Source organism: Pseudomonas sp. B13(2017) (genome assembly GCF_002113245.1).
Classification (GTDB): Bacteria; Pseudomonadota; Gammaproteobacteria; order Pseudomonadales; family Pseudomonadaceae; genus Aquipseudomonas; species Aquipseudomonas putida_Z.
Window position 1 is genome coordinate 103289 of the sequence record NZ_NEJX01000014.1, and the last position, 19265, is coordinate 122553.

21 protein-coding genes are annotated in these 19265 nt (G+C 63.3%); 15 read left to right on the forward strand and 6 right to left on the reverse strand.

The window, feature by feature from the left end; translation table 11 throughout:
- Positions 1–858: a LysR family transcriptional regulator gene (locus CAG44_RS18415; RefSeq protein ID WP_075045131.1), complete on the reverse strand. Its 858-nt coding sequence runs from the start codon at positions 856–858 to the stop codon at positions 1–3.
- 90 nt (positions 859–948) lie between these two features.
- Between CAG44_RS18415 and CAG44_RS18420 the strand changes: the two genes are divergently transcribed.
- The 3 genes from CAG44_RS18420 (at position 949) to CAG44_RS18430 (ending at position 3338) form a co-directional block, all read left to right on the forward strand.
- Positions 949–1362, forward strand: a complete 414-nt coding sequence (locus tag CAG44_RS18420) for a VOC family protein (RefSeq protein WP_085692706.1) — start codon at positions 949–951, stop codon at positions 1360–1362.
- 45 nt (positions 1363–1407) lie between these two features.
- Entirely contained in the window at positions 1408–2658 is a 1251-nt protein-coding gene (locus CAG44_RS18425; RefSeq protein ID WP_238066261.1) for a cation:dicarboxylate symporter family transporter, read from the forward strand.
- A 257-nt stretch (positions 2659–2915) separates the two neighbouring features.
- Positions 2916–3338: an anti-virulence regulator CigR family protein gene (locus CAG44_RS18430; protein ID WP_015270222.1), complete on the forward strand. Its 423-nt coding sequence runs from the start codon at positions 2916–2918 to the stop codon at positions 3336–3338.
- Between the two features lie 566 nt (positions 3339–3904).
- Here the strand turns inward: CAG44_RS18430 and CAG44_RS18440 are convergent.
- Positions 3905–4105 carry a hypothetical protein gene (locus CAG44_RS18440; RefSeq protein WP_085692708.1) on the reverse strand — a complete coding sequence of 67 codons (201 nt, stop codon included), beginning with the start codon at positions 4103–4105 and terminating at the stop codon, positions 3905–3907.
- Positions 4106–4239: 134 nt separating this feature from the next.
- Between CAG44_RS18440 and CAG44_RS18445 the strand changes: the two genes are divergently transcribed.
- Positions 4240–4599, forward strand: coding sequence for a hypothetical protein (locus CAG44_RS18445; protein WP_085591140.1), 360 nt, complete (start codon positions 4240–4242; stop codon positions 4597–4599).
- A gap of 1 nt (position 4600) precedes the next feature.
- Here the strand turns inward: CAG44_RS18445 and osmE are convergent, their stop codons facing one another.
- Together osmE and CAG44_RS18455 are read right to left on the reverse strand one after the other, a co-directional pair.
- Positions 4601–4957, reverse strand: coding sequence for an osmotically-inducible lipoprotein OsmE (gene osmE, locus CAG44_RS18450; RefSeq protein WP_085591138.1), 357 nt, complete (start codon positions 4955–4957; stop codon positions 4601–4603).
- 81 nt (positions 4958–5038) lie between these two features.
- A complete protein-coding gene (locus tag CAG44_RS18455; RefSeq protein ID WP_085692709.1) occupies positions 5039–6274 on the reverse strand; it encodes an NADH:flavin oxidoreductase/NADH oxidase family protein in 1236 nt (411 codons plus the stop codon).
- Positions 6275–6385: 111 nt separating this feature from the next.
- On the opposite strand from CAG44_RS18455, the gene CAG44_RS18460 reads away from it, so the two are divergent.
- A complete protein-coding gene (locus CAG44_RS18460) occupies positions 6386–6805 on the forward strand; it encodes a MerR family transcriptional regulator (protein ID WP_085591134.1) in 420 nt (139 codons plus the stop codon).
- A gap of 148 nt (positions 6806–6953) precedes the next feature.
- Here CAG44_RS18460 and CAG44_RS18465 read toward each other — a convergent pair whose 3' ends face one another.
- Positions 6954–7160 (reverse strand): hypothetical protein, encoded by a 207-nt coding sequence (locus tag CAG44_RS18465; RefSeq protein WP_025338990.1) that lies wholly within the window; start codon positions 7158–7160, stop codon positions 6954–6956.
- Positions 7161–7388: 228 nt separating this feature from the next.
- Here CAG44_RS18465 and CAG44_RS18470 point away from each other — a divergent pair, with 228 nt between their 5' ends.
- From CAG44_RS18470 to CAG44_RS18500, 7 genes are all read left to right on the forward strand, one after another.
- Positions 7389–8369: a quinone oxidoreductase gene (locus CAG44_RS18470; protein WP_085692710.1), complete on the forward strand. Its 981-nt coding sequence runs from the start codon at positions 7389–7391 to the stop codon at positions 8367–8369.
- 13 nt (positions 8370–8382) lie between these two features.
- Complete coding sequence (locus CAG44_RS18475; protein WP_013972530.1) at positions 8383–9231, forward strand: TauD/TfdA family dioxygenase; 849 nt, start codon at positions 8383–8385, stop codon at positions 9229–9231.
- Positions 9232–9285: 54 nt separating this feature from the next.
- Entirely contained in the window at positions 9286–10338 is a 1053-nt protein-coding gene (locus CAG44_RS18480; RefSeq protein ID WP_085692711.1) for a 3-keto-5-aminohexanoate cleavage protein, read from the forward strand.
- A gap of 188 nt (positions 10339–10526) precedes the next feature.
- Positions 10527–11843: an MFS transporter gene (locus CAG44_RS18485; protein ID WP_085692712.1), complete on the forward strand. Its 1317-nt coding sequence runs from the start codon at positions 10527–10529 to the stop codon at positions 11841–11843.
- Positions 11840–12493: a DsbA family protein gene (locus tag CAG44_RS18490; protein WP_085692713.1), complete on the forward strand. Its 654-nt coding sequence runs from the start codon at positions 11840–11842 to the stop codon at positions 12491–12493. Before CAG44_RS18485 ends, CAG44_RS18490 begins: the two co-directional genes overlap by 4 nt.
- Positions 12490–12816, forward strand: coding sequence for a Rieske 2Fe-2S domain-containing protein (locus CAG44_RS18495; RefSeq protein WP_025338995.1), 327 nt, complete (start codon positions 12490–12492; stop codon positions 12814–12816). The genes CAG44_RS18490 and CAG44_RS18495 overlap by 4 nt, the downstream gene beginning before the upstream one ends.
- The gene (locus CAG44_RS18500; protein ID WP_085692714.1) at positions 12813–13823 is read left to right on the forward strand and encodes a YeiH family protein; all 1011 of its coding nucleotides are present in this window, start codon (positions 12813–12815) and stop codon (positions 13821–13823) included. The genes CAG44_RS18495 and CAG44_RS18500 overlap by 4 nt, the downstream gene beginning before the upstream one ends.
- A gap of 152 nt (positions 13824–13975) precedes the next feature.
- On the opposite strand, the gene CAG44_RS18505 is transcribed toward CAG44_RS18500, so the two are convergent.
- Positions 13976–15034 carry an AraC family transcriptional regulator gene (locus tag CAG44_RS18505; protein ID WP_085692715.1) on the reverse strand — a complete coding sequence of 353 codons (1059 nt, stop codon included), beginning with the start codon at positions 15032–15034 and terminating at the stop codon, positions 13976–13978.
- A gap of 207 nt (positions 15035–15241) precedes the next feature.
- Between CAG44_RS18505 and CAG44_RS18510 the strand changes: the two genes are divergently transcribed.
- From CAG44_RS18510 to CAG44_RS18520, 3 genes are all read left to right on the forward strand, one after another.
- Complete coding sequence (locus tag CAG44_RS18510) at positions 15242–15820, forward strand: alpha/beta hydrolase (RefSeq protein WP_085692716.1); 579 nt, start codon at positions 15242–15244, stop codon at positions 15818–15820.
- Between the two features lie 74 nt (positions 15821–15894).
- The gene (locus CAG44_RS18515; RefSeq protein WP_085692717.1) at positions 15895–17850 is read left to right on the forward strand and encodes a DUF1302 domain-containing protein; all 1956 of its coding nucleotides are present in this window, start codon (positions 15895–15897) and stop codon (positions 17848–17850) included.
- A gap of 38 nt (positions 17851–17888) precedes the next feature.
- Complete coding sequence (locus CAG44_RS18520; protein ID WP_003258795.1) at positions 17889–19247, forward strand: DUF1329 domain-containing protein; 1359 nt, start codon at positions 17889–17891, stop codon at positions 19245–19247.
- The last annotated feature ends 18 nt before the right edge of the window (positions 19248–19265 follow it).

Genomic DNA, 19265 nt, shown 5'->3' on the forward strand with positions numbered 1-19265 from the left:
TCAGGCCATCAGTACGGATGCCAGCAGCTTGATTGCCGATGTGCGGTGATGGCCGGCACTGTAGGCCAGCACTATGTCGCGGCAGTACCTTGGTTCTTCGCTCAGAATCCGGGCGTTCGGCGATTGCTCCAGCAATGACGGCCATTGCGGTACCAAGGAAACACCTTGCCCCAGCGACACCAACAGGCTGATGGCCTCGAGCGCATCCAGGTCGCAAGCCACGCTGGGCGCGAGGCCCAGATCGTCCAGATAACGCTGGGTTATCAGGCCGCCCCAGGAGTCCACGGCATATCGGATATAGGGCCCGGTGGCCAGCATTGCCTGCGCTTCAGCCCGGGAGGCCGCGGCAGGTGCCAACAAGCACAGCGGTTCGCTGCGCAACGTGAGCGTTCTCAACGATTTTGCTGTCTTGAAGGGTGGCGCCACCAGAATTGCCGCATCCAGTTCCTGATTGATCAGCTTGTCATGAAGCAGTTTCGAGTCACCGGGCGTGATGGTGAGTTTGAGGTCGGGCGCGGAGGATGACAAATGCTCCAGTGCTGCCGGTACAAGGCCGGTGAGGGCGGTTGATATGGCGCCAATGCGCAGTTCCCCGGTCAGCGTATCGGCGTTCAGGTCGTTCCTGAGCTGATTGGCATGCTCGACGATGCAACGTATCCGTGGAATCAATGCCAGCAGCTTTTCTGTCGGCCTTATCGCGTGTGCCTCTCTATTGAAGAGAGTGCAGCCCAAGTGTTTCTCCAAGTTTCGAATGCGCAAACTTATTGCGGCGGCTGAAACATTTGCTTTCTTTGCCGCACCCGCAATGGAGCCGCATTCAACAACAGATATGAGGCTTTCCAGATTTTGAATGTCCATAAGTAATGCTTATGCTCAGACCAAGTGTCAGTTGGTGTACATGAATGCCGGGCGGTGTGAGGATAGTGGTTCCGTTCGAGGAGTACCATCATGTTGACACCCTTTCATGTTGCTTATCATGTCAAAGATCTGGATGAAGCAAGAAAATTCTATAAAGAGGTTCTTGGCTGTGTCGAGGGGCGTAGCACTGATACGTGGGTAGACTTCGAGTTCTTTGGTCACCAGATATCTCTGCATGTGGGCAAGCCCTTTGAAACCAGCCGCACTGGCAAGGTCGGCCCGCACCTTGTACTGATGCCTCATATCGGGGTGATATTGCCTCTGGATCGCTGGCAAGCCTTGGCTGAACGCCTTGAAGTTCTGGGCGTGCAGTTCGAAATTCCACCGGTTGTACGTTTCGAGGGTGAGCCTGGCGAGCAGAGGACAATGTTTTTCCTGGATCCAAGTGGTAACCCGATCGAAATCAAGGGGTTCAAGAATTTGAGTGCAGTCTTTGCTTTCTAGTGTCTTATAAAAACAGAGATCAGTCCTGTGAGAATAAAAATAAATTTGATCACGCAAATTGCAATTGGTCTGGCTGTCGGTATATGCGTTGGCGTGTTGTTGAATCATTTTCCCGATTACAAGGGGTGGTGGATCGAACAGGTGCTACAGCCGGCGGGCGACGCGTTTATAAAACTGATGAAAATGATCATCGTGCCGCTGGTGTTTTCCTGCATGGTGGTAGGCATAGCCGGCTCTGGCAAGCGCGCCCTGGGGCGGGTGGGAACAAAAAGCCTTGTCTATTTCTTTGTCGTGACCGGGGTCGCAATCATTTTCGGCCTGCTGGTCGGTAACGTGCTCCAGCCAGGCGCCGGTGCGGGTTTCGCCGTTTCATCGGCGAGTGAAGCAGTGCCACCGGTGCAAAATGGTTCGGCAGGGCTCGGCAAGGTATTGTTGGGCATCATTCCTGACAATGTAGTGGCCGCAATGGCAGAGGCGAAGCTGTTGTCGGTACTGTTCTTCGCCATCTTGTTCGGGGTGGCACTGTCTACGCTGGATGAACCCAGGAGGCAGCCTTTGGTTGCCGTGCTGCAGACGGTAGTGGATACCATGTTCAAGGTCACTCATATGGTCATGGCCTACTCACCGATCGGCATCTTTGCCCTGATAGCTGTCACGGTGTCGACCTTCGGGATTGATTCACTGATGCCGCTGGCAAAACTGATAGCCATTACTTATGTGGCGGTACTGTTCTTCGCGATTGCCGTGCTGGGCCTTGTCGCCAGGGCTGTTGGCGAGAATATCTTCGAGATCATCAAGGCCTTCAAGGATGAACTGATACTGGCCTTCAGCAGCGCGAGTTCTGCCACCGTCATGCCGCAATTGATGGCCAAGACCGAAGCTCGGGGTGTGCCGCGAGCGATCACGTCGCTGGTGATCCCGTTGGGTTATTCATTCAATCTGGATGGCGCGTCGCTGTTTGCGGGCCTGGGTACGCTGTTTATCGCGCAGGCCTACAATATTGAACTGGCCCTGGCCGACCAGGTGATGCTGGTATTCATCATGGTATTGACGTCCAAAGGCGCTGCCGGAGTGCCCGGGTTCATGTTTGTGATTCTGACTGCAACCCTGACAGCGGCAGGTTTGCCATTGGAAGGCGTGGCCCTGATTGCAGGGGTATATCGATTGATGGACATGCCCGTTACGGCACTGAACGTACTCGGCAATGCGCTGGCGCCAATCGTGGTCGCAAAATGGGAAAGCCGCGCTGGAACATTGCCGGCTGATGTCGTGGTTACGGAGCAATCATCTCGATAGCAGAGGGGAGGCTCGTTCAGCCAGGCGTTTGGAACGGGAATTGCTGCATCCCTGAAAACCTGCCCATTTGGGGATACGGCCATGTTTCCAGAAGATCTGTACTTCATGATTCTCTTCGCCGTTGCCGTGTTGGCACTCGATGTGGCAGCCATCATGCTCTATCGGAGTGCCAAGCCCTGACCCGGGTTTGGGGACTTTCACCCTGAACCGGGTTTTGGTCTACAGTGCTGGGACGTCTCTGGTGTAAGGAAACAGCTATGGCAAAGCGTCGATGGGCAGTTATCGCTACCTCGATCGCGCTGGCAGTGGGGCCGGCGCTCACTTATGCCGACCCGGGTAATGGTAAAGGGCAGGGCCATGGCAAGGACAAGGGCCAGCATGGTCAAGGTCACGGGGGCTCGTATGGTGGGCCGTCGATAAACCGTGGTGATGTGCTTGGCATTCTTGATGGGCACCGTGGCTACTGGAGCGCAGGGCCGGCGCTGCCCCCCGGCATTCAGAAGAACCTGGCCCGTGGCAAACCGCTGCCGCCGGGTATCGCCAAGAAGCTCGATGGCAGGCTGCTGGGGCAACTGCCTCATTACGATGGCTATGAATGGATGCAGGCGGGTGCGGACCTGATCCTGGTGGCAGTTGCTACGGGGATTATCTACGAGGTGTTGAACGGCGCGCTGGATTGACGTCAGGCGCAGGTGTCAGCGAGCGCCCCCGGCAGGCGACGCGGTGGTTGGCACCGGCTACGCCGGTGTTCGCGGGCACGCCCGCTCCCACAGGACAGCGCATTCCTTTGGTTGGCGGGGACCCTGTGGGAGCGGGTTCACACGCGAAGCAGGCGACGCGGTGGCTGGCACCGGCTGCGCCGGTGTTCGCGGGTAAACACGCTCCCACAGGGACAGCGCATTCCTTCGGCAGGTGGGGGCCTTGTGGGAGCGGGCATGCCCGCGAAGCAGGCAACGCGGTGGCTGGCACCGGCTGCGCCGGTGTTCGCGGGTAAACCCGCTCCCACAGGGACAGCGCATTCTTTCGGCAGGTGGGGTCCTTGTGGGAGCGGGCATGCCCGCGAAGCAGGCGACGCGGTGGCTGGCACCGGCTGCGCCGGTGTTCGCGGGCACGCCCGCTCCCACAGGAACGGTGCGTTCTTTCGGCTGATGGGGTCCCTGTGGGAGCGGGTTCACCCGCGAAGCAGGCGACGCGGTGGCTGATACCGGCTACGCCGGTGTTCTCGATAGCGCCCGTTCCTCCAGAATCAGGTGTTTTCCTGCACGTTCAGTACTGAACCCTTATCGTCCGTCGCCAGCAAGCCGCTGGAGTGCGTGCCTTCCGTTTGCAGTTCGGCGAGTGGCACATCTGTAGTACGGAAAAAGCTGCGACCTTGTTCACCAACCCTCAGGGTGATCAGTTTTCCATTCTGATAGAAGAATTGCGTTCTGTTGGTGTTCCTTTGCATGGTGTGTGCTCCGAAGGCTATTGGCAGATACACTTTCCCAGCCTTCACTTACCCAGGCCACTGGCAGAAATATCAGTTGCGGCCCGTGCAGCGAGACTTTGGTTGATTGGTAAGCCAATACAACCCCCGTTAAAATGTCGCGTATCCTTGATGGCCAACTGCAAATGTCTACGTTTCGTATCTTTCTCGCCGCCGTGCTGGTCACCGGCCTTGCCGGCTGCGCAACCCCTGGCAAACCCACTGCCAGCAAACTGACCCACAAATCGCCCCAGCAGTATGCCGCCTGCGTACTGCCCAAGTGGCAAGCGCTGGCGCCACAGGCCACGCAGAAATCGATCGCCCACGGCTACCGGTTGACGGCTCCCAGCGCCGTGGCATCCGATGATGTATTGGACGTAGTCGATTCCCGCGAGGGCAGCCGCGCGACCTTCTACAAGGGCAGCTTCCTGTCTGGCGACAAATTGCGCCAGGCTGCCAAGGAATGCCTGGACTGACTCAGTAACCCGATCCGCTAGAGCCGCCCATGCTGGGCAGGCGGGCCCTGCGCTGAGCATTGCTCCACTCGGCGCAGGTCATGAAAGCGGTATTGTCCACTTTGCCGGTGCCGTCGAAACTCACGCTGTAGGGTTGCCGGTTGTCGGCCTTGGTCAGCAGGTAGTCGAAGCAGGTGCCGGGTACCACGGTGCGTTCGGTCTCGGCATCGGGCTTGCCGCCGACCTGCATGACCTGGTCTCTGCTCATGCCGTTGGCGACTTTCGCCACCAGCGGCTGGTCGTGGTACAGCGCGGAGTTGGACGAGCAGGCAGAAAGCGCTGCCAGTGCAAGGATCAGCGCTTGAAAGGGTTTGTTCATGGCAGTGCTCCGGTAGAGGACGCCGATGAAGGCAGGTGCTCCCAGCGCGAATGTGCGACCCCTGGCTCTGCGATCACACCATCAATCCGCTCGGCTTTTCATCATACGCCTGTACTGCCGCACCCGCAGTAACGTGCAGCCTTGCTCCAGCAACAAGGCGCGCAAGGGCGACGCATGCGCCTTGGGCCGGCTGCCGGCCGCCAGGCGGCGCATCTGCAATTTCACCAGGGCCATGTAGGCCAGTGCGGCAAATGCCTTGCGCTTCCAGCGAATGGGCTGCAGCTCGGCGGTTGCCGTCGGCTCGCCGTTCTGCCAGCGTCGGGGCAGGGCAGGCTCGACTGCCAACGCCGTGGCAATCCCCGCCATGGCCACACCGCTGGCCAGCACCTGCTCGACCACCGGCAACCGCCGGATACCGCCGGTGACCATCACCGGCATCTTCGCGATGGCGGCGATTTCCCGGGCAAACTCCAGGAAGTAGGCCTCGCGAGCCAGGGTGCGCCCATCGCGGGCATCACCCTGCATCGCCGGTGCCTCATAGCTGCCGCCCGACAGCTCCACCAGGTCCACCGGCAATTCATTCAGCCACAGCACTACCTGGCGCGCATCCGCCGGTTCGAAACCGCCGCGCTGGAAATCCGCCGAATTCAGTTTCACTGCCACGGCGAAACCGGGCGAAACCACTTCGCGCACGGCCTTGACCACCTCCAGCAGCAACCGCGCACGATTTTCCAGGCTGCCACCCCAGCGATCCTGGCGCTGGTTGCTCAGTGGCGAAAGAAACTGGCTCAGCAGGTAACCGTGGGCAGCGTGAATCTGTACGCCACTGAAACCAGTTTCTTCAGCCAGCGCCGCAGTGCGGGCGAAGCGCTGGATCAACGCGCCGATCTCGGCTTCGTCCAGTGCCTTGGGCAGGGGGAACAGCTTTGACAAACCGCCCATGTCCAGGGCAATGGCCGAAGGCGCCACGGTGGGCTGGCCGAGGTTGGCCTGCATCTGCCGGCCCGGGTGGTTGATCTGCATCCAGAACTGCGCGCCGTGGGCGCGGCCGATGCGCGCCCAGTCGCGAAAACGTTGCAGTGGCTGGCTGGCATCGAGCATCACGCCACCCGGGCCGGTCATGGCGCCAGGGTCGACCATCACGTTACCGGTCAGCAACAGCCCGGCACCGCCCTCGGCCCAAGCCTGGTAAAGGCGCAGCAGCTGGTCGGAAGGGGTCTGGTCCGGGTTGGCCAGGTTTTCCTCCATCGCCGCCTTGGCGATGCGGTTGGGGATGACACTGCCATTGGGCAGGTGCAGGGGCTGGAACGGCGTCATGGCGATCTCCGCAAAGGGTTGCCACGCATCGGTTTTTGCGCGCGTGGGCTAGGTTCGGGAGAAGGCTAAGGTTAAAGTCAGCTTTAAGGTCAAGAGGGGAATGCTGCCGCTATGAAAATTGGTGAACTGGCGCGACGCACGGGGCTTAGTGCATCGCGTATCCGCTTTTACGAAGCCAGCGGACTGATTACTGCGCGGCGCCTGGGCAATGGTTACCGGGATTACCCGGAGCAGGTGGTGCGGGCGCTGGAGATCATCACCTGCGGCCAGCAGGCCGGGTTCAGCCTGGAAGAAATGCGCAAACTCACCGACGCCTCCGGGGCTGCGGCGGGTGGGCATGATCTATTGCTGGGCAGCCTCAAGCGCAAGGTGGCGGAGATCGAAGCGATGCAGCAGCGGCTGGCGCACAACCGCGCGCAGTTGCTGGCGGTTATTGCAGGCATGGAAGACAAGCCGCAGGGGATGGATTGCGAGGAGAATGCCCAGCGCCTGATTGCCGGATGGCAGCAGGGCGAGGCCACGAACACGTGACCCCCTGTAGGAGCGGCATTGTGTCGCGATGGGCTGCGTAGCAGCCCCCGGATCTTGCGTCGATGCACAGATTGCCGGGGCCGCTACGCAGCCCATCGCGACACAAGGCCGCTCCCACAGGGATCGAGCAAGGCTATTGCTTGCGCGATCAGCCTGCATCACCGCGCTTGTTCATCTGCTCGCACTGCATCAGCGCATCCGTCCTGCTTGGATAACTGGGCTTGAGCCGCTCCTTCGCTTGGTTATCGTAAATGTCGAAACCCCCACAAACGGTAGCGGCGTAATAGCGGCTACCCACGCGGAACGACTCCTTTTCGATCGGCACAGCGGGAACGATAACGAATCTTGGTTGCATTTTTCGTGCCTCCCCAGGCAGAGACTTAAGTATTAGTCTGGCCATGGATAACCATCAAGGAGACTCATGAATAAAACCGGTTTTCGTGATCGGCAGGTCGACGCACGTACTGTCATCAAATGAAAACCCGCTGTCGTCCGATGCGAAGCACCCCGCACACCAAGGGCATACAGTCCAATCACCCAGAACTGACGCCATGCGTCCAGATCGATGATTGGAGAGACAAGCATGTCCAAAGTCGTACGTTTCCATCAGACCGGTGGCCCCGAGGTGCTGCGCTACGAGGACGCCGAGGTCGGCGAGCCCGGCCCGGGGCAGGTGCGCTTGCGCCAGGTGGCGGTGGGCCTGAACTACGCCGATACCTATTTCCGCAACGGCACCTACCCGATCCCGCTGCCCAATGGCATCGGCGTGGAAGCGGCCGGCGTGGTCGAGGCGCTGGGCGAGGGCGTGACCCAGGTGGCGGTCGGTGACCGGGTCACCTACACCGGCTTCCTCAACACCCTGGGCGCTTATTGCACCGAGCGCCTGATCCCTGCCGCCGCGCTGATCAAGCTGCCGGATACCATCGCCTTCGAAACCGCCGCCGCCATGACCATGCGCGGCCTGACCTCCGCCTACCTGCTGCGTCGGCTCCATGACTTCAAACCCGGCGACAGCGTGCTGCTGCATGCCGCCGCTGGCGGGGTCGGCCTGATCGTCGCGCAGTGGGCGCAACTGCTGGGGCTGAACGTGATCGGCACGGTGTCCACCGAGGCCAAGGCCGAAGTGGCTCGCGCCCATGGCTGCAACCACGTCATCAACTACGGCGTCGAGGACGTTGCCACGCGCGTGCGTGAGCTGACCGACGGGGTGGGGGTGAACGTGGTGTTCGACAGCGTTGGCAAGAACACCTTCATGGGCTCGCTCGATTCGCTCAAGCGCCGCGGCCTGATGGTTTGCGTCGGCACGGCGTCAGGCACCATCCCGCCGTTCGACCCGCAGTTGCTGGCGATCAAGGGCTCGCTGCAGCTCACCCGCCCGGCACTGGCCGACTTCATCGCCGACCCGGCGGAAAAGGCCGACCTGGCCGGCGAGCTGTTCGATCACGTCGGCAGCGGGCGCATCCGTATCGAGATCAACCAGCACTACGCACTGCAGGATGCCGTCCAGGCCCACCGTGACCTGGAAGCGCGCAAGACCACCGGCTCGTCGATCTTCGTCATCTGAAGAGGGCAACAGCATGCACATCGAACAACTGACCTGCGCGATCGGTGCCGAGGTAAGTGGGGTCAACCTGGCCGACGCGATCCACGACGACGACCTGTTCGCCCAGCTTCGCGCGCAGTTGCTCCGGCACCGTGTGCTGTTCCTGCGCGACCAGCACTTCAGCCGCGCCGAACACGTGGCATTCGCCCGCCGCTTCGGCGACCTGGAGGACCACCCGGTGGCCGGCAGCGACCCGGAGCATCCGGGCCTGGTGCAGATCTACAAGCGCCCGGACCAGCCCAACGACCGCTATGAAAATGCTTGGCACACCGACGCCACCTGGCGCGAGGCCCCGCCGATGGGCTGTGTGCTGCGCTGCATCGAATGCCCGCCCGTGGGTGGCGACACGATGTGGGCGAACATGGTGCTGGCCTATGAAAACCTGCCAGGCGATGTGAAGGCCAAGATCGAAGGCCTGCGCGCCCGTCACAGCATCGAGGCCAGCTTTGGCGCCGCCATGCCGCTGGAAAAGCGCCTGGCGCTGAAGGCGCAGTTCCCCGATGCCGAGCACCCGGTGGTGCGCACCCACCCGGAAACCGGCGAGCAGGTGCTGTTCGTCAACGCCTTCACCACCCATTTCAGCAACTACCACACCCCGCAGCGGGTGCGCTTCGGGCAGGACGCCAACCCCGGTGCCAGCGACCTGCTGCGTTACCTGATCAGCCAGGCCTACCTGCCGGAGTACCAGGTGCGCTGGCGCTGGAAGCCCAACAGCGTGGCGATCTGGGACAACCGCAGCACCCAGCACTACGCCGTCATGGACTACCCGCCGTGCCACCGCAAGATGGAGCGCGCCGGGATCAAGGGCAGCCCCACGTTCTGAGTTCGTCGCCGTCGCTGGCGGCAACCGCACAATAACAATAGCGAGGACTACAGCATGCAATTCTTCGACGATTCGTTGCACCCGGAAAACATGGAAAAGGTGGTGATCACCGTGGCCCCCTATGGCCCGGAGTGGATGCCCGAAGACTTCCCTGAAGACATTCCCCTGACCATGGACGAGCAGGTGCAGAAGGCTGTCGACTGCTACGAGGCAGGTGCCACCGTACTGCACCTGCACGTGCGCGAACTGGACGGCAAGGGCTCCAAGCGCCTGTCCAAGTTCAACGAGCTGATCGCCGGGGTGCGCGAAGCGGTGCCGGATATGATCATCCAGGTTGGCGGGTCGATTTCCTTTGCCCCGGAAGGCGAAGGCGAGGCGGCCAAGTGGCTGTCGGACGACACCCGGCACATGCTCGCCGAGCTGACGCCGCGCCCCGACCAGGTGACCGTGGCCATCAACACCACGCAGATGAACATCATGGAGTTGCTGTACCCCGAGTACCTGGAAGGCACCTCGCTGGCCAACCCGGCGATTCATGCCGCCTACAGCGAAATGACCGTGCCGGCCGGCCCGGCCTGGGTCCGCGAGCACCTGCGCCGCCTGCAGGCCAGCAACATCCAGCCGCACTTCCAGCTGACCGGCATGCATGCCCTGGAGACACTCGAGCGCATCGTCCGCCGTGGTGACTACATGGGCCCGCTGAACCTGACCTGGATCGGCATTGGCGGCGGTTTCGACGGCCCCAACCCGTTCAACTTCTTCAACTTCATCCACCGCGCGCCGGACGGCTGCACCCTGACCGCCGAATCGTTGCTGAAGAACGTGCTGCCGTTCAACACCATGGCCCTGGCCATGGGCCTGCACCCACGCTGCGGCAACGAAGACACCATCATCGACCAGCATGGCAAGCGCTTCACCTCGGTGCAGCAGATCCAGCAGACCGTGCGTGTGGCCCATGAGCTGGGCCGCGAGATTGCCAGCGGCAAGGAAGCACGCGCCATTTACCGCATCGGGCAGCAGTACGACAGCATCGAGCAGACCCTCGAGGCCAACGGCATGGCGCCGAATCGCCAGCCGGGTGTGAAGGGCGTGCCGCAGCGCGGCTGATGCTGGTACGGCTGGCCCGGCCTCTTCGCGGGCATGCCCGCTCCCACAGGTGCGGCACTGGCCCAAAGGTCGACGCAGTCCCTGTGGGAGCGGGCGAGCCCGCGAAGAGGCCCGCAAAAGCAACATGAATGTTGGCTGTAGTCCATAACAACAAGAACAACCTCACGCCCCGCACCCAAGGAGGCAACATGGCCACCTATCTCGCCAGTGCCGAAGATTCCGGCACCGACACCGCCCACAGCGTCCCCCGGCGCTATGCCTGGGTGGTCTTCGCCCTGACCTTTGGCCTGTTGATCTCCGACTACATGTCGCGCCAGGTGCTCAACGCGGTGTTCCCGCTGCTCAAGGGCGAATGGGCATTGAGCGACAGCCAGCTCGGCCTGCTCAGCGGTATCGTCGCGCTGATGGTTGGCCTGCTGACCTTCCCGCTATCGCTGCTGGCCGACCGCTTCGGCCGGGTGCGCAGCCTGGTGCTGATGGCGGTACTGTGGAGCCTGGCCACCCTCGGCTGCGCCCTGGCGGAAAACTACCCGCAAATGTTCATCGCGCGGTTTCTGGTCGGGGTAGGCGAGGCGGCCTACGGCAGTGTCGGCATCGCCGTGGTGGTCGCCGTGTTCCCCCGCGACATGCGCTCGACCCTGGCCGGCGCGTTCATGGCCGGTGGCATGTTCGGCTCGGTGCTGGGCATGGCCCTGGGCGGTGTACTGGCCCAGCACCTGGGCTGGCGTTGGGCATTCGCCGGCATGGCGCTGTTCGGCCTGGTGCTGGCGATGCTGTACCCGATGATCGTCAAGGAGGCGCGTATTGCGCCTCGATGCGCGCAGCAGTCGCAAGGCAAGGCCGGCCGCCCGTTGCGCACCCTGTACAGCAGCCGTTCGGTCATCGCGGCCTACGTCGGCAGCGGGCTGCAGCTGTTCGTCGGCGGCACCGTGATCGTGTGGATGCCCAGCTACCTGAACCGCTATTACGCCATGGGCACAGACCGCGCCGGGGCTATCGCGGCAGTCATCGTGCTGTGCAGCGGTATCGGCATGATCCTCTGCGCCATGCTCTGCGACCGCCTCGGGCGGCAGCGCCCGGACCGCAAGATCAGCCTGGCCATCGCCTACTGCCTGGGCAGTTGCGCGCTGTTGTCCCTCGCTTTCGCGCTGCCAGCCGGCACCGCCCAACTGGTGCTGATCTGCCTGGGCATGATGATCGCCGCCGGCACCAACGGCCCGTCCAGTGCCATGGTCGCCAACCTCACCCACGCCTCGGTGCACGGCACCGCGTTTGCCACCCTGACCCTGGCCAACAACCTGTTGGGCCTGGCCACTGGTCCGCTGATCACCGGGCGCGTTTCCGACCTGATCGGCCTGCATGCCGCCTTCCAGCTGGTGCCGCTGATGAGCATCGGCGCAGCGGCGGTGTTTTTCCTCGCCAAACGTCATTACCACCGCGACATGGATCGTCTGCACGCACCGGCACACGACGCCGCCGACGCACCCCGGGAGTTGAAACCGTGAAACAGCTGTTGTCCGTCGAAGTGTTCTTCGATTTCGTCTGCCCGTGGTGCCTGATTGGCCAGCGGCACCTGCAGGCCGCCCTGTTGCTGTTGCAGCGCGAACAGCCGCAAGTGCAGGTACAACTGCAATGGCGAGGTGTGCAGTTGTTGCCTGGCTTGCCAGCCGGTGGCGTGCCGTTCCATGCCTTCTATCTGCAACGCCTGGGCAGCGAGGAGGCGGTACGCGAGCGCCAGGCCCAGGTGCGCGCCGCTGCCCGTGTGGTAGGCGAGGACATCGACTTCTCGCGTATCCGCCGCATGCCCAACACCGGCAATGCCCATCGGCTGCTGCAACGGGCTGCCCAGTTGCTCGAACCATCGCAACTGGAAGCCTTGCTGGCGCAGCTGTTCATCGCCTATTTCCACCAGGGCCGCGACCTGGGGGATAGCCGCACCTTGCTCGACATCGCCCAATGTTGCGGGCTGGATACCGCGCAGGTGGTCGACTGCCTGCGTGACGACGGCAGCCCGTTCCTCGATGGGGCCGGGCGCGCTGGCAGTGCCGTGCCGCGTTTCCGTTTCAATCAGGGGCCGCTCGTTGCGGGTGCACAGCCTGCCGAGGTGCTGTATGCGGCCATGACCGAAGCGCTGCAAGAGGTTGAGAGGGCATGACCCGGCGCATTGCATTGGCCCCCCATCAGGTGCCGGAACGTGACGGCCGTGTGCTGTTGGCCTGCGAAGGGCGCAGCGTGGCGCTGTTCAACGTCGCCGACTCGCTCTATGCCATCGAAGACAGCTGCCCGCACCAGGGCGCGTCGTTGTGCGGCGGGCGGCTGGAAGGCCGTGTCATCCAGTGCTGCGCGCATGGCCTGCGTTTTGACCTGGCCAGCGGCTACCTGGTCAATTCCAGGGCCTTGAAGGTTGCCAGCTACCCGGTCGAGCAGCAGGGCGGGCAGGTCTACATCGTGTTTGACAGTGAGGAGGCGGGGCAATGAATACACTGGCACTTGGCGCTACCCATCAGCGTATCCGCACCCTTGCCCCGGGGGTGGTGGTCAGCCTTGTCGTCGGCGCGGCCGCCAGTTTCCTCAGTGAGCATTACGCGGCCCCGGTCATGCTGTTTGCCTTGCTATTGGGGATGGCGCTGAACTTTCTCGCGGTCGACGGCCCCTGCAAGGCCGGTATCGAGTTCACCGCCCGCACGGTACTGCGCCTGGGCGTGGCGCTGCTTGGCATGCGCATCACCCTGGACCAGATTGCCAGCCTGGGCTGGAAGCCCGTGGCCCTGGTCGTGACCCTGGTGGTGGTGACCATCCTGGTCTCGGTGGTGGTGGCCAAGGTGCTGGGGTTTTCACGGCTGTTCGGCATGCTCACCGGCGGTGCCACGGCCATTTGCGGTGCCTCGGCGGCGCTGGCGCTGGCAGCTGCCTTGCCACAGCACCCGCGCAAGGAGCATGCAACGCTGTTCACCGTGATCGGCGTGTCGGCGCTGTCGACCCTGGCGATGATCCTCTACCCGATGATTGCCCAGTGGCTGCACCTTTCCCCAGCGCAGGCCGGGGTCTTCCTCGGTGCGACCATCCACGACGTGGCGCAGGTGGTGGGGGCGGGCTACAGCATGTCTACCGAGACCGGCGACATCGCCACGGTGGTCAAGCTGATGCGGGTGGCCATGCTGTTGCCGGTCATTGTCTGCGCGGCCATGATCACCCGGCGCCAGGGCCTCGAGGCCGGTGGCCAGCGGCCGCCCTTGCTGCCATGGTTCGCGGTCGGCTTCCTGCTGCTGGCGTGCGTCAACAGCACAGGCTGGGTACCCACCGCGGTGCAAGCCGGTATCAACGACCTGTCGCGCGGCTGCCTGGTGGTGGCGATCAGTGCCCTGGGCATGAAAACCCAACTCAAGGCGCTGGCCGCGGTCGGGCTGAAACCCATTGCGCTGATGGTGGGGGAGAGCGTGTTTCTTGTGCTTTTGGTGCTGGCGTTGATGCACTGGGGCCTTTAGAAGGTGACCGTGGGTGACAACACTCCGCGGCGCCTGCTTCGCGGGCATGCCCGCTCCCACAGGGCCCGCGCTGGGTCGAGGGTTTGTACCATACCTGTTCTGGCCTCATCGCCGGCAAGCCAGCTCCCACAGGGATAGCGCATGGCTTGAGGTCAATACGGTCGAGGTGGGAGCTGGCTTGCCGGCGATGGGCTGCATGGCAGCCCCAATGGGCCAGCCCGCTGTGCCCGCCAACTGGCCGGCGGCATGCCGAACTGGGCGATGAACCAGCGGGTGAACGAGCTGGGCATCGAATAACCCAGCATGTCGGCGATACGCCCCAGCGAATACCCGGGGTTTTCCAGGTAGCGCATCACCAGGTCACGGCGCACGCTGTTGATCAGGTCCTTGAAGGTCAACCCGCTTTCTTCCAGGCGCCGCTGCAGGGTGCGCACGTTCATGCCCTGGGTCTGTGCCACCTGCTCGATGGTGGCGCGGCCCATGGGCAGCAACAGGTAGATGGTCTTGCGCAACTCCAGCTCCAGGGACGGCGTGCCGCCCGCCGGCAGGCTGTCCAGATAGCGCTGCGCCAGGCGCGCCATGGCCTCGTTGGCTTGCGGGCTGGCGCTGTCGAGGTCGGCGGCCGGGCAGACGATACCGTTGAACTCGCTGCCGAACACCAGCGTGCAGCCGAAAATGCGCCGGTGGGTGGCCAGGTCGGCGGGAGGCGCGTGAGTGAAGTTGGCGCTGATCGGGTGCCAATGCGCACCTAGCAGCGCCGCGCACAGGCGCATCATCACGCCGATCGCCAGCTCGGTGGCCTGGCGGCTGCAGGGCGCGCGTTCGTTGATCACCTCTTCACGGATGACCACGGTCTTGCCGGCTTCCTCGATATGAATGGCCAGGGCGTCATTGAGCAGGTGACGGTACTGCACGATTACCTGCAGCGCATCGCGCAGGGTGCGTTGGTGGCTGAGCAGCAGGCTGATTTCGCCGAAGTCCGACAGTTGCCGCAACTCGGCCATGCGCAGGCCGAAGCTTTCGCAACGGGTGGTGCTGGCGGAGGCCTCCAGCAAGGTGATGACGCTGGCAACCGGGATACGCCGGTTGGGGTCATCGAGCAACGCGGCGCTGAGGCCAACCTGTGCCAACAGTGCATGGGGATTGAGGCCCAGGTGGCGGGACACCTCAAGGTAATTGGTCAAGCTGGCGGCACGGACTAGGGCAGGCATCTTTGGTTGTTTTCCATGCGGTTTCTTGTTGTTGGGTATGCCGACATGCGTTTTGTGTTTTATAGCCTGCGTGTCATGAATTGAAAAGCAAAGCCCTGCCTTGGCCATTGTCATCAAATGAAAAGCCCCTGACGCCCAATGTGAAGCACCCGGTGGGTGGGCTGTTTACTGTGAACCTCAAGAGCTACACCGCACACGAGGTTCACCGTGGAAAAACTGCAAACCACTGCCACCGTGCTGATCGTCCCCGGCCTGCGCGACCATGTCGCCGAACACTGGCAGACCCTGCTCGCAGGCCGCCTGGCCAAGGTGCGCAGCGTACCGCCGCTGCAAGTCGATGGCCTGAGCTGCACGGCCCGGGTCGAGGCGATCCAGCGCGAACTGGACCAGATAGATGGTGAAGTGATCCTGGTAGCGCACAGCGCAGGCGTGCTGATGGTCGCCCACTGGGCGGTGCGCTACCGGCGGCCGATCAAGGGTGCATTGCTGGCGGCGCCGCCCGACCTGAACGCGCCATGGCCGGCCCACTACCCAAGCCCGGCCAGCCTGGCCGAGCACGGCTGGTCGCCATTGCCCCAGCAGCCGCTGCCGTTCCCCAGCATTGTCGCGGCCAGCAGCAACGACCACCTGGCCAGCTTTGCCGCAGCCAGCGCCCTGGCCCAAGGCTGGGGTAGCAAACTGGTTGCACTGGGGGCCGTCGGCCACCTCAACCCGGCCTCCGGCTTCGGCCCCTGGCCGCAGGCCGAGGCGTTCATCCAGCGACTGGACCAGCCCAACCTGCAATAGCGCATGGACGCCCCAGCCACGCTCGCAAACGACGGGCGGCGAAAAAAACAATAACAATACGTGGAGCCATCGTAATGCCAGAACACCGCATTCACCGTGCTGTGAAACCACAGCGCTGCCTGCTCGCCTGCGCCATCGGCCTGCTCACGCTGCCCGCCGCCCAGGCGTTCGAAGTCGATACCGGTAATGAAAACTGGGCCGTGCGCTTCGACAACACCGTCAAGTACAACTATGGCGTGCGCACCGAAAGCGCCGACAAGCGCATGCTGGGCACGCCCAACAGCAACGACGGTGACTACAACTTCCGCAAGGCCGGCACCAACATCACCAACCGGGTCGACCTGCTGACCGAACTGGATGTGGTCTACCAGGGCAACACCGGGTTCCGCGTCAGCACCGCCAGCTGGTACGACAAGGCCTATGACAACACCGGTTCCAACAGCAACCCGTTCGTCAACGGCAACGGTGACCAGTCCGGCATCAACCCCAGCCTCAATGGCCTGCCCGGCACCGGTGTGCCGCTGGGCAGCCCGCACCTGAGCAACTACGCCCAGCGTTACTACAGCGGCCCGTCCGGTGAAGTGCTGGATGCCTTCGTGTTCTTCAGCCGTGAAGTCGGCAAGGCTTCGCAGGTCAGCGCCAAGCTGGGCCAGCACAACCTGTTCTGGGGTGAAACCCTGCTCAACCCGGTGCACTCGCTGAGCTACGGCCAGTCGGGCCTGGACCTGGCCAAGCTGGCCGCCTCGCCGGGCACCGAGGCCAAGGAGCTGTTCGTGCCGCGCAACCAGCTGTCGACCTCGTTCCTGGTCAATTCCGAACTGACCCTGGGCGCCCAGTACTTCTTCGACTGGGACGCCGCCCGCCTGCCCGAAGCCGGTACCTACTATGGCGGCTCGGACGTGGTAGGCGAGGGCGCCCAAAGCTTCCTGCTCGGCCACACCGGTACCCCGGGGCTCATCCCGGTACGCGGCGCGCTGACCACCATCCGCCGTGGCCATGACCTGAACCCGGGCAAGAGCGGCGACTGGGGCATCATGGCCAAGTGGTCGCCCGAGTGGCTGGGCGGCACCCTCGGCTTCTACTACCGCAAGACCTCCGAGATTCTCCCGCAGGCCTGGCTCGACGCGCGCGGCATGACCGTCGCCAATGGCCCGTTCGGCAACCCGCCGGGCAGCCGCCAAGGCGCAGTCGGCAACCTGTACAACTCGCTGCAAAGCACTACTTACCAGTTCGCCTACTCCGACGACATCGACATCTATGGCCTGAGCCTGTCCAAGGATGTGGGCGGCATCAGTGTCGGCAGCGACCTGAACATCCGCCACAACATGCCGCTGGCGAGCATCCCGGCAATCGTCAGCGCCCCCGGCCAGGGCGGCCTGGGCGGCGGCTTCGGCCTGCTGCCGGCACGCCTGCCCAGCAGCGGGGTGATCTACGACGTGCCCAAGGATGGCGACGGCCTGAGCGCCACCGGCGACACCCTGCACTGGACCTTGAACGGCCTGATGACCATTGGCGACACGCCGCTGTTCGATTCGGCAACCCTGCTTGGCGAGCTGTTCTACAGCAACCTGCTCAAGCTCGATAGCCACAACGAGGCCTTGTACAAGGGCAAGAGCAGCTACCGCGGCATCGACAAGGCCACCCGCGACAACTGGGGCATCGCCGTCAACTTCACCCCTACCTGGTACCAGGTGCTGCCTGGCATGGACCTGAGCATGCCGCTGTCGGTCAACGTCGGCCTCGACGGCGTGTCGCCGGTGCAGGGCGGTGGCGCCGAGAACACCGGCAACTATGCGGTGGGCGTGAGCGCCGCGATCTACAACCAGTACTTCGTCGACCTCAAGTACGTCGACAGCTTCGGTGAGACCAAGGCCTGCAAGGACGGCCAGACCGACGGCAGCACCCCCAACGCCCTGGACGGCGAACAGGATTACACCTGCTACGGCGGCGGCTACGCCTCCTTCTCCGGCGGTGGTGCCACCACCGAGGACCGTGGCGCCCTGTACCTGACCGTCAAGACGACCTTCTGAGTCATGTTTCCTACAGCCTACACAGGAAGACAACCATCATGAATTTCGTACGTACCCTGCTGGCCTCGTGCCTGTCACTGGCCGCCCTGAACGCTGCCCAGGCCGCCGTTTCCACTGACCAGGCCGCGCGCCTGGGCACCAGCCTGACCGTCATCGGCGCGGAAAAGGCCGGCAACGCCGATGGCTCGATCCCGGCCTACCAGGGCGGCCTGCTGACGCCGCCAGCCAGCTACCAGAGCGGCGCCAGCATGCGCCCCGACCCGTTCGCCAGCGACAAGCCGCTGCTGGTGATCGATGGCAAGAACGCCGAGCAGTACAAGGGCCAGCTGACCGCCACCACCCTGGAACTGCTCAAGCGCTACCCCAGCTACCGCGTCGATGTGTACCCGACCCACCGTAGCGTGGCGCTGCCGCAAGCGGTACTCGACAACACCCGCAAGAACGCCACTGCCGCCAACAGCAAGGAGGGCGGCACTGCGGTGGACAACGTGCTGCCGGGCATCCCGTTCCCCATTCCGCAGAACGGCGCCGAGGCCATGTGGAACTTCCTGCTGCGCTATCAGGGCGTGAGCATGACTGCCAAGTACGACTCTTGGAACGTCGACGCTGCTGGCAAGCCATCGCTGTCGACCACCGGCCAGGCCAATATCAGCTACCCGATCTACGAAGACATGGCCAAGCCGATCGGTGCCAAGGACACCTACTACCAGATGAAGCTGGTATACACCGGGCCCGCACGCCGTGCCGGCGAAGCGATGATGCTGCGCGATGCCGCCAACCCGCTGGTGCAGCCACGCAGCGCCTGGCAGTACCTGCCGGGCCAGCGCCGGGTCAAGCTGGCGCCGAACCTGGCCTACGACACGCCCAACCCGGGCACCTCGGGTTCGGGTACCTACGATGACGTGTTCGTCTTCAACGGTGCGCTGGACCGCTACGACTGGACCCTGGTCGGCAAGCAGGAAATGTACGTGCCGTACAACACCTACCAGCTGACCTACAACACCGACGTCAAGCAGGTGATTACCCCCAACCACCTGGCGCCGCAGTTCGTGCGTTGGGAGAAGCACCGGGTGTGGGTGGTGGAAGGCAAGCTCAAGGACGGTGCGCGCCATATCTACCACAAGCGCCGCTTCTACCTCGACGAAGACAGCTGGATCGCCCTGGCCTCGGACCAGTACGACGCCCGTGGCCAGCTGTACCGCGGCTCGTTCGCCTTCCTCACCCAGAGCTACGACAAGCAGACCCCGGACGCCACGCCGTTCATGATCTACGACCTGATCGGCGGCACCTACAACCTCAATGGCGTGGTCGGTGCCTACGGCGGCATCCGCTACATCGACCCGCTGTCGAAAACCCAGTGGTCGCCCGAGTCGCTGGCCGGCAACGGCATTCGCTGAACGCACGGAGCAGAGGTG

Coding starts and splice junctions, on each gene's coding strand:
- CAG44_RS18415 (WP_075045131.1), bottom strand. CDS start 858: ATGGACATTCAAAATCTGGAAAGCCTCATATCTGTTGTTGAATGCGGC.
- CAG44_RS18420 (WP_085692706.1), top strand. CDS start 949: ATGTTGACACCCTTTCATGTTGCTTATCATGTCAAAGATCTGGATGAA.
- CAG44_RS18430 (WP_015270222.1), top strand. CDS start 2,916: ATGGCAAAGCGTCGATGGGCAGTTATCGCTACCTCGATCGCGCTGGCA.
- CAG44_RS18440 (WP_085692708.1), bottom strand. CDS start 4,105: ATGCAAAGGAACACCAACAGAACGCAATTCTTCTATCAGAATGGAAAA.
- CAG44_RS18445 (WP_085591140.1), top strand. CDS start 4,240: ATGTCGCGTATCCTTGATGGCCAACTGCAAATGTCTACGTTTCGTATC.
- osmE (WP_085591138.1), bottom strand. CDS start 4,957: ATGAACAAACCCTTTCAAGCGCTGATCCTTGCACTGGCAGCGCTTTCT.
- CAG44_RS18455 (WP_085692709.1), bottom strand. CDS start 6,274: ATGACGCCGTTCCAGCCCCTGCACCTGCCCAATGGCAGTGTCATCCCC.
- CAG44_RS18460 (WP_085591134.1), top strand. CDS start 6,386: ATGAAAATTGGTGAACTGGCGCGACGCACGGGGCTTAGTGCATCGCGT.
- CAG44_RS18465 (WP_025338990.1), bottom strand. CDS start 7,160: ATGCAACCAAGATTCGTTATCGTTCCCGCTGTGCCGATCGAAAAGGAG.
- CAG44_RS18470 (WP_085692710.1), top strand. CDS start 7,389: ATGTCCAAAGTCGTACGTTTCCATCAGACCGGTGGCCCCGAGGTGCTG.
- CAG44_RS18475 (WP_013972530.1), top strand. CDS start 8,383: ATGCACATCGAACAACTGACCTGCGCGATCGGTGCCGAGGTAAGTGGG.
- CAG44_RS18480 (WP_085692711.1), top strand. CDS start 9,286: ATGCAATTCTTCGACGATTCGTTGCACCCGGAAAACATGGAAAAGGTG.
- CAG44_RS18485 (WP_085692712.1), top strand. CDS start 10,527: ATGGCCACCTATCTCGCCAGTGCCGAAGATTCCGGCACCGACACCGCC.
- CAG44_RS18495 (WP_025338995.1), top strand. CDS start 12,490: ATGACCCGGCGCATTGCATTGGCCCCCCATCAGGTGCCGGAACGTGAC.
- CAG44_RS18500 (WP_085692714.1), top strand. CDS start 12,813: ATGAATACACTGGCACTTGGCGCTACCCATCAGCGTATCCGCACCCTT.
- CAG44_RS18505 (WP_085692715.1), bottom strand. CDS start 15,034: ATGCCTGCCCTAGTCCGTGCCGCCAGCTTGACCAATTACCTTGAGGTG.
- CAG44_RS18515 (WP_085692717.1), top strand. CDS start 15,895: ATGCCAGAACACCGCATTCACCGTGCTGTGAAACCACAGCGCTGCCTG.
- CAG44_RS18520 (WP_003258795.1), top strand. CDS start 17,889: ATGAATTTCGTACGTACCCTGCTGGCCTCGTGCCTGTCACTGGCCGCC.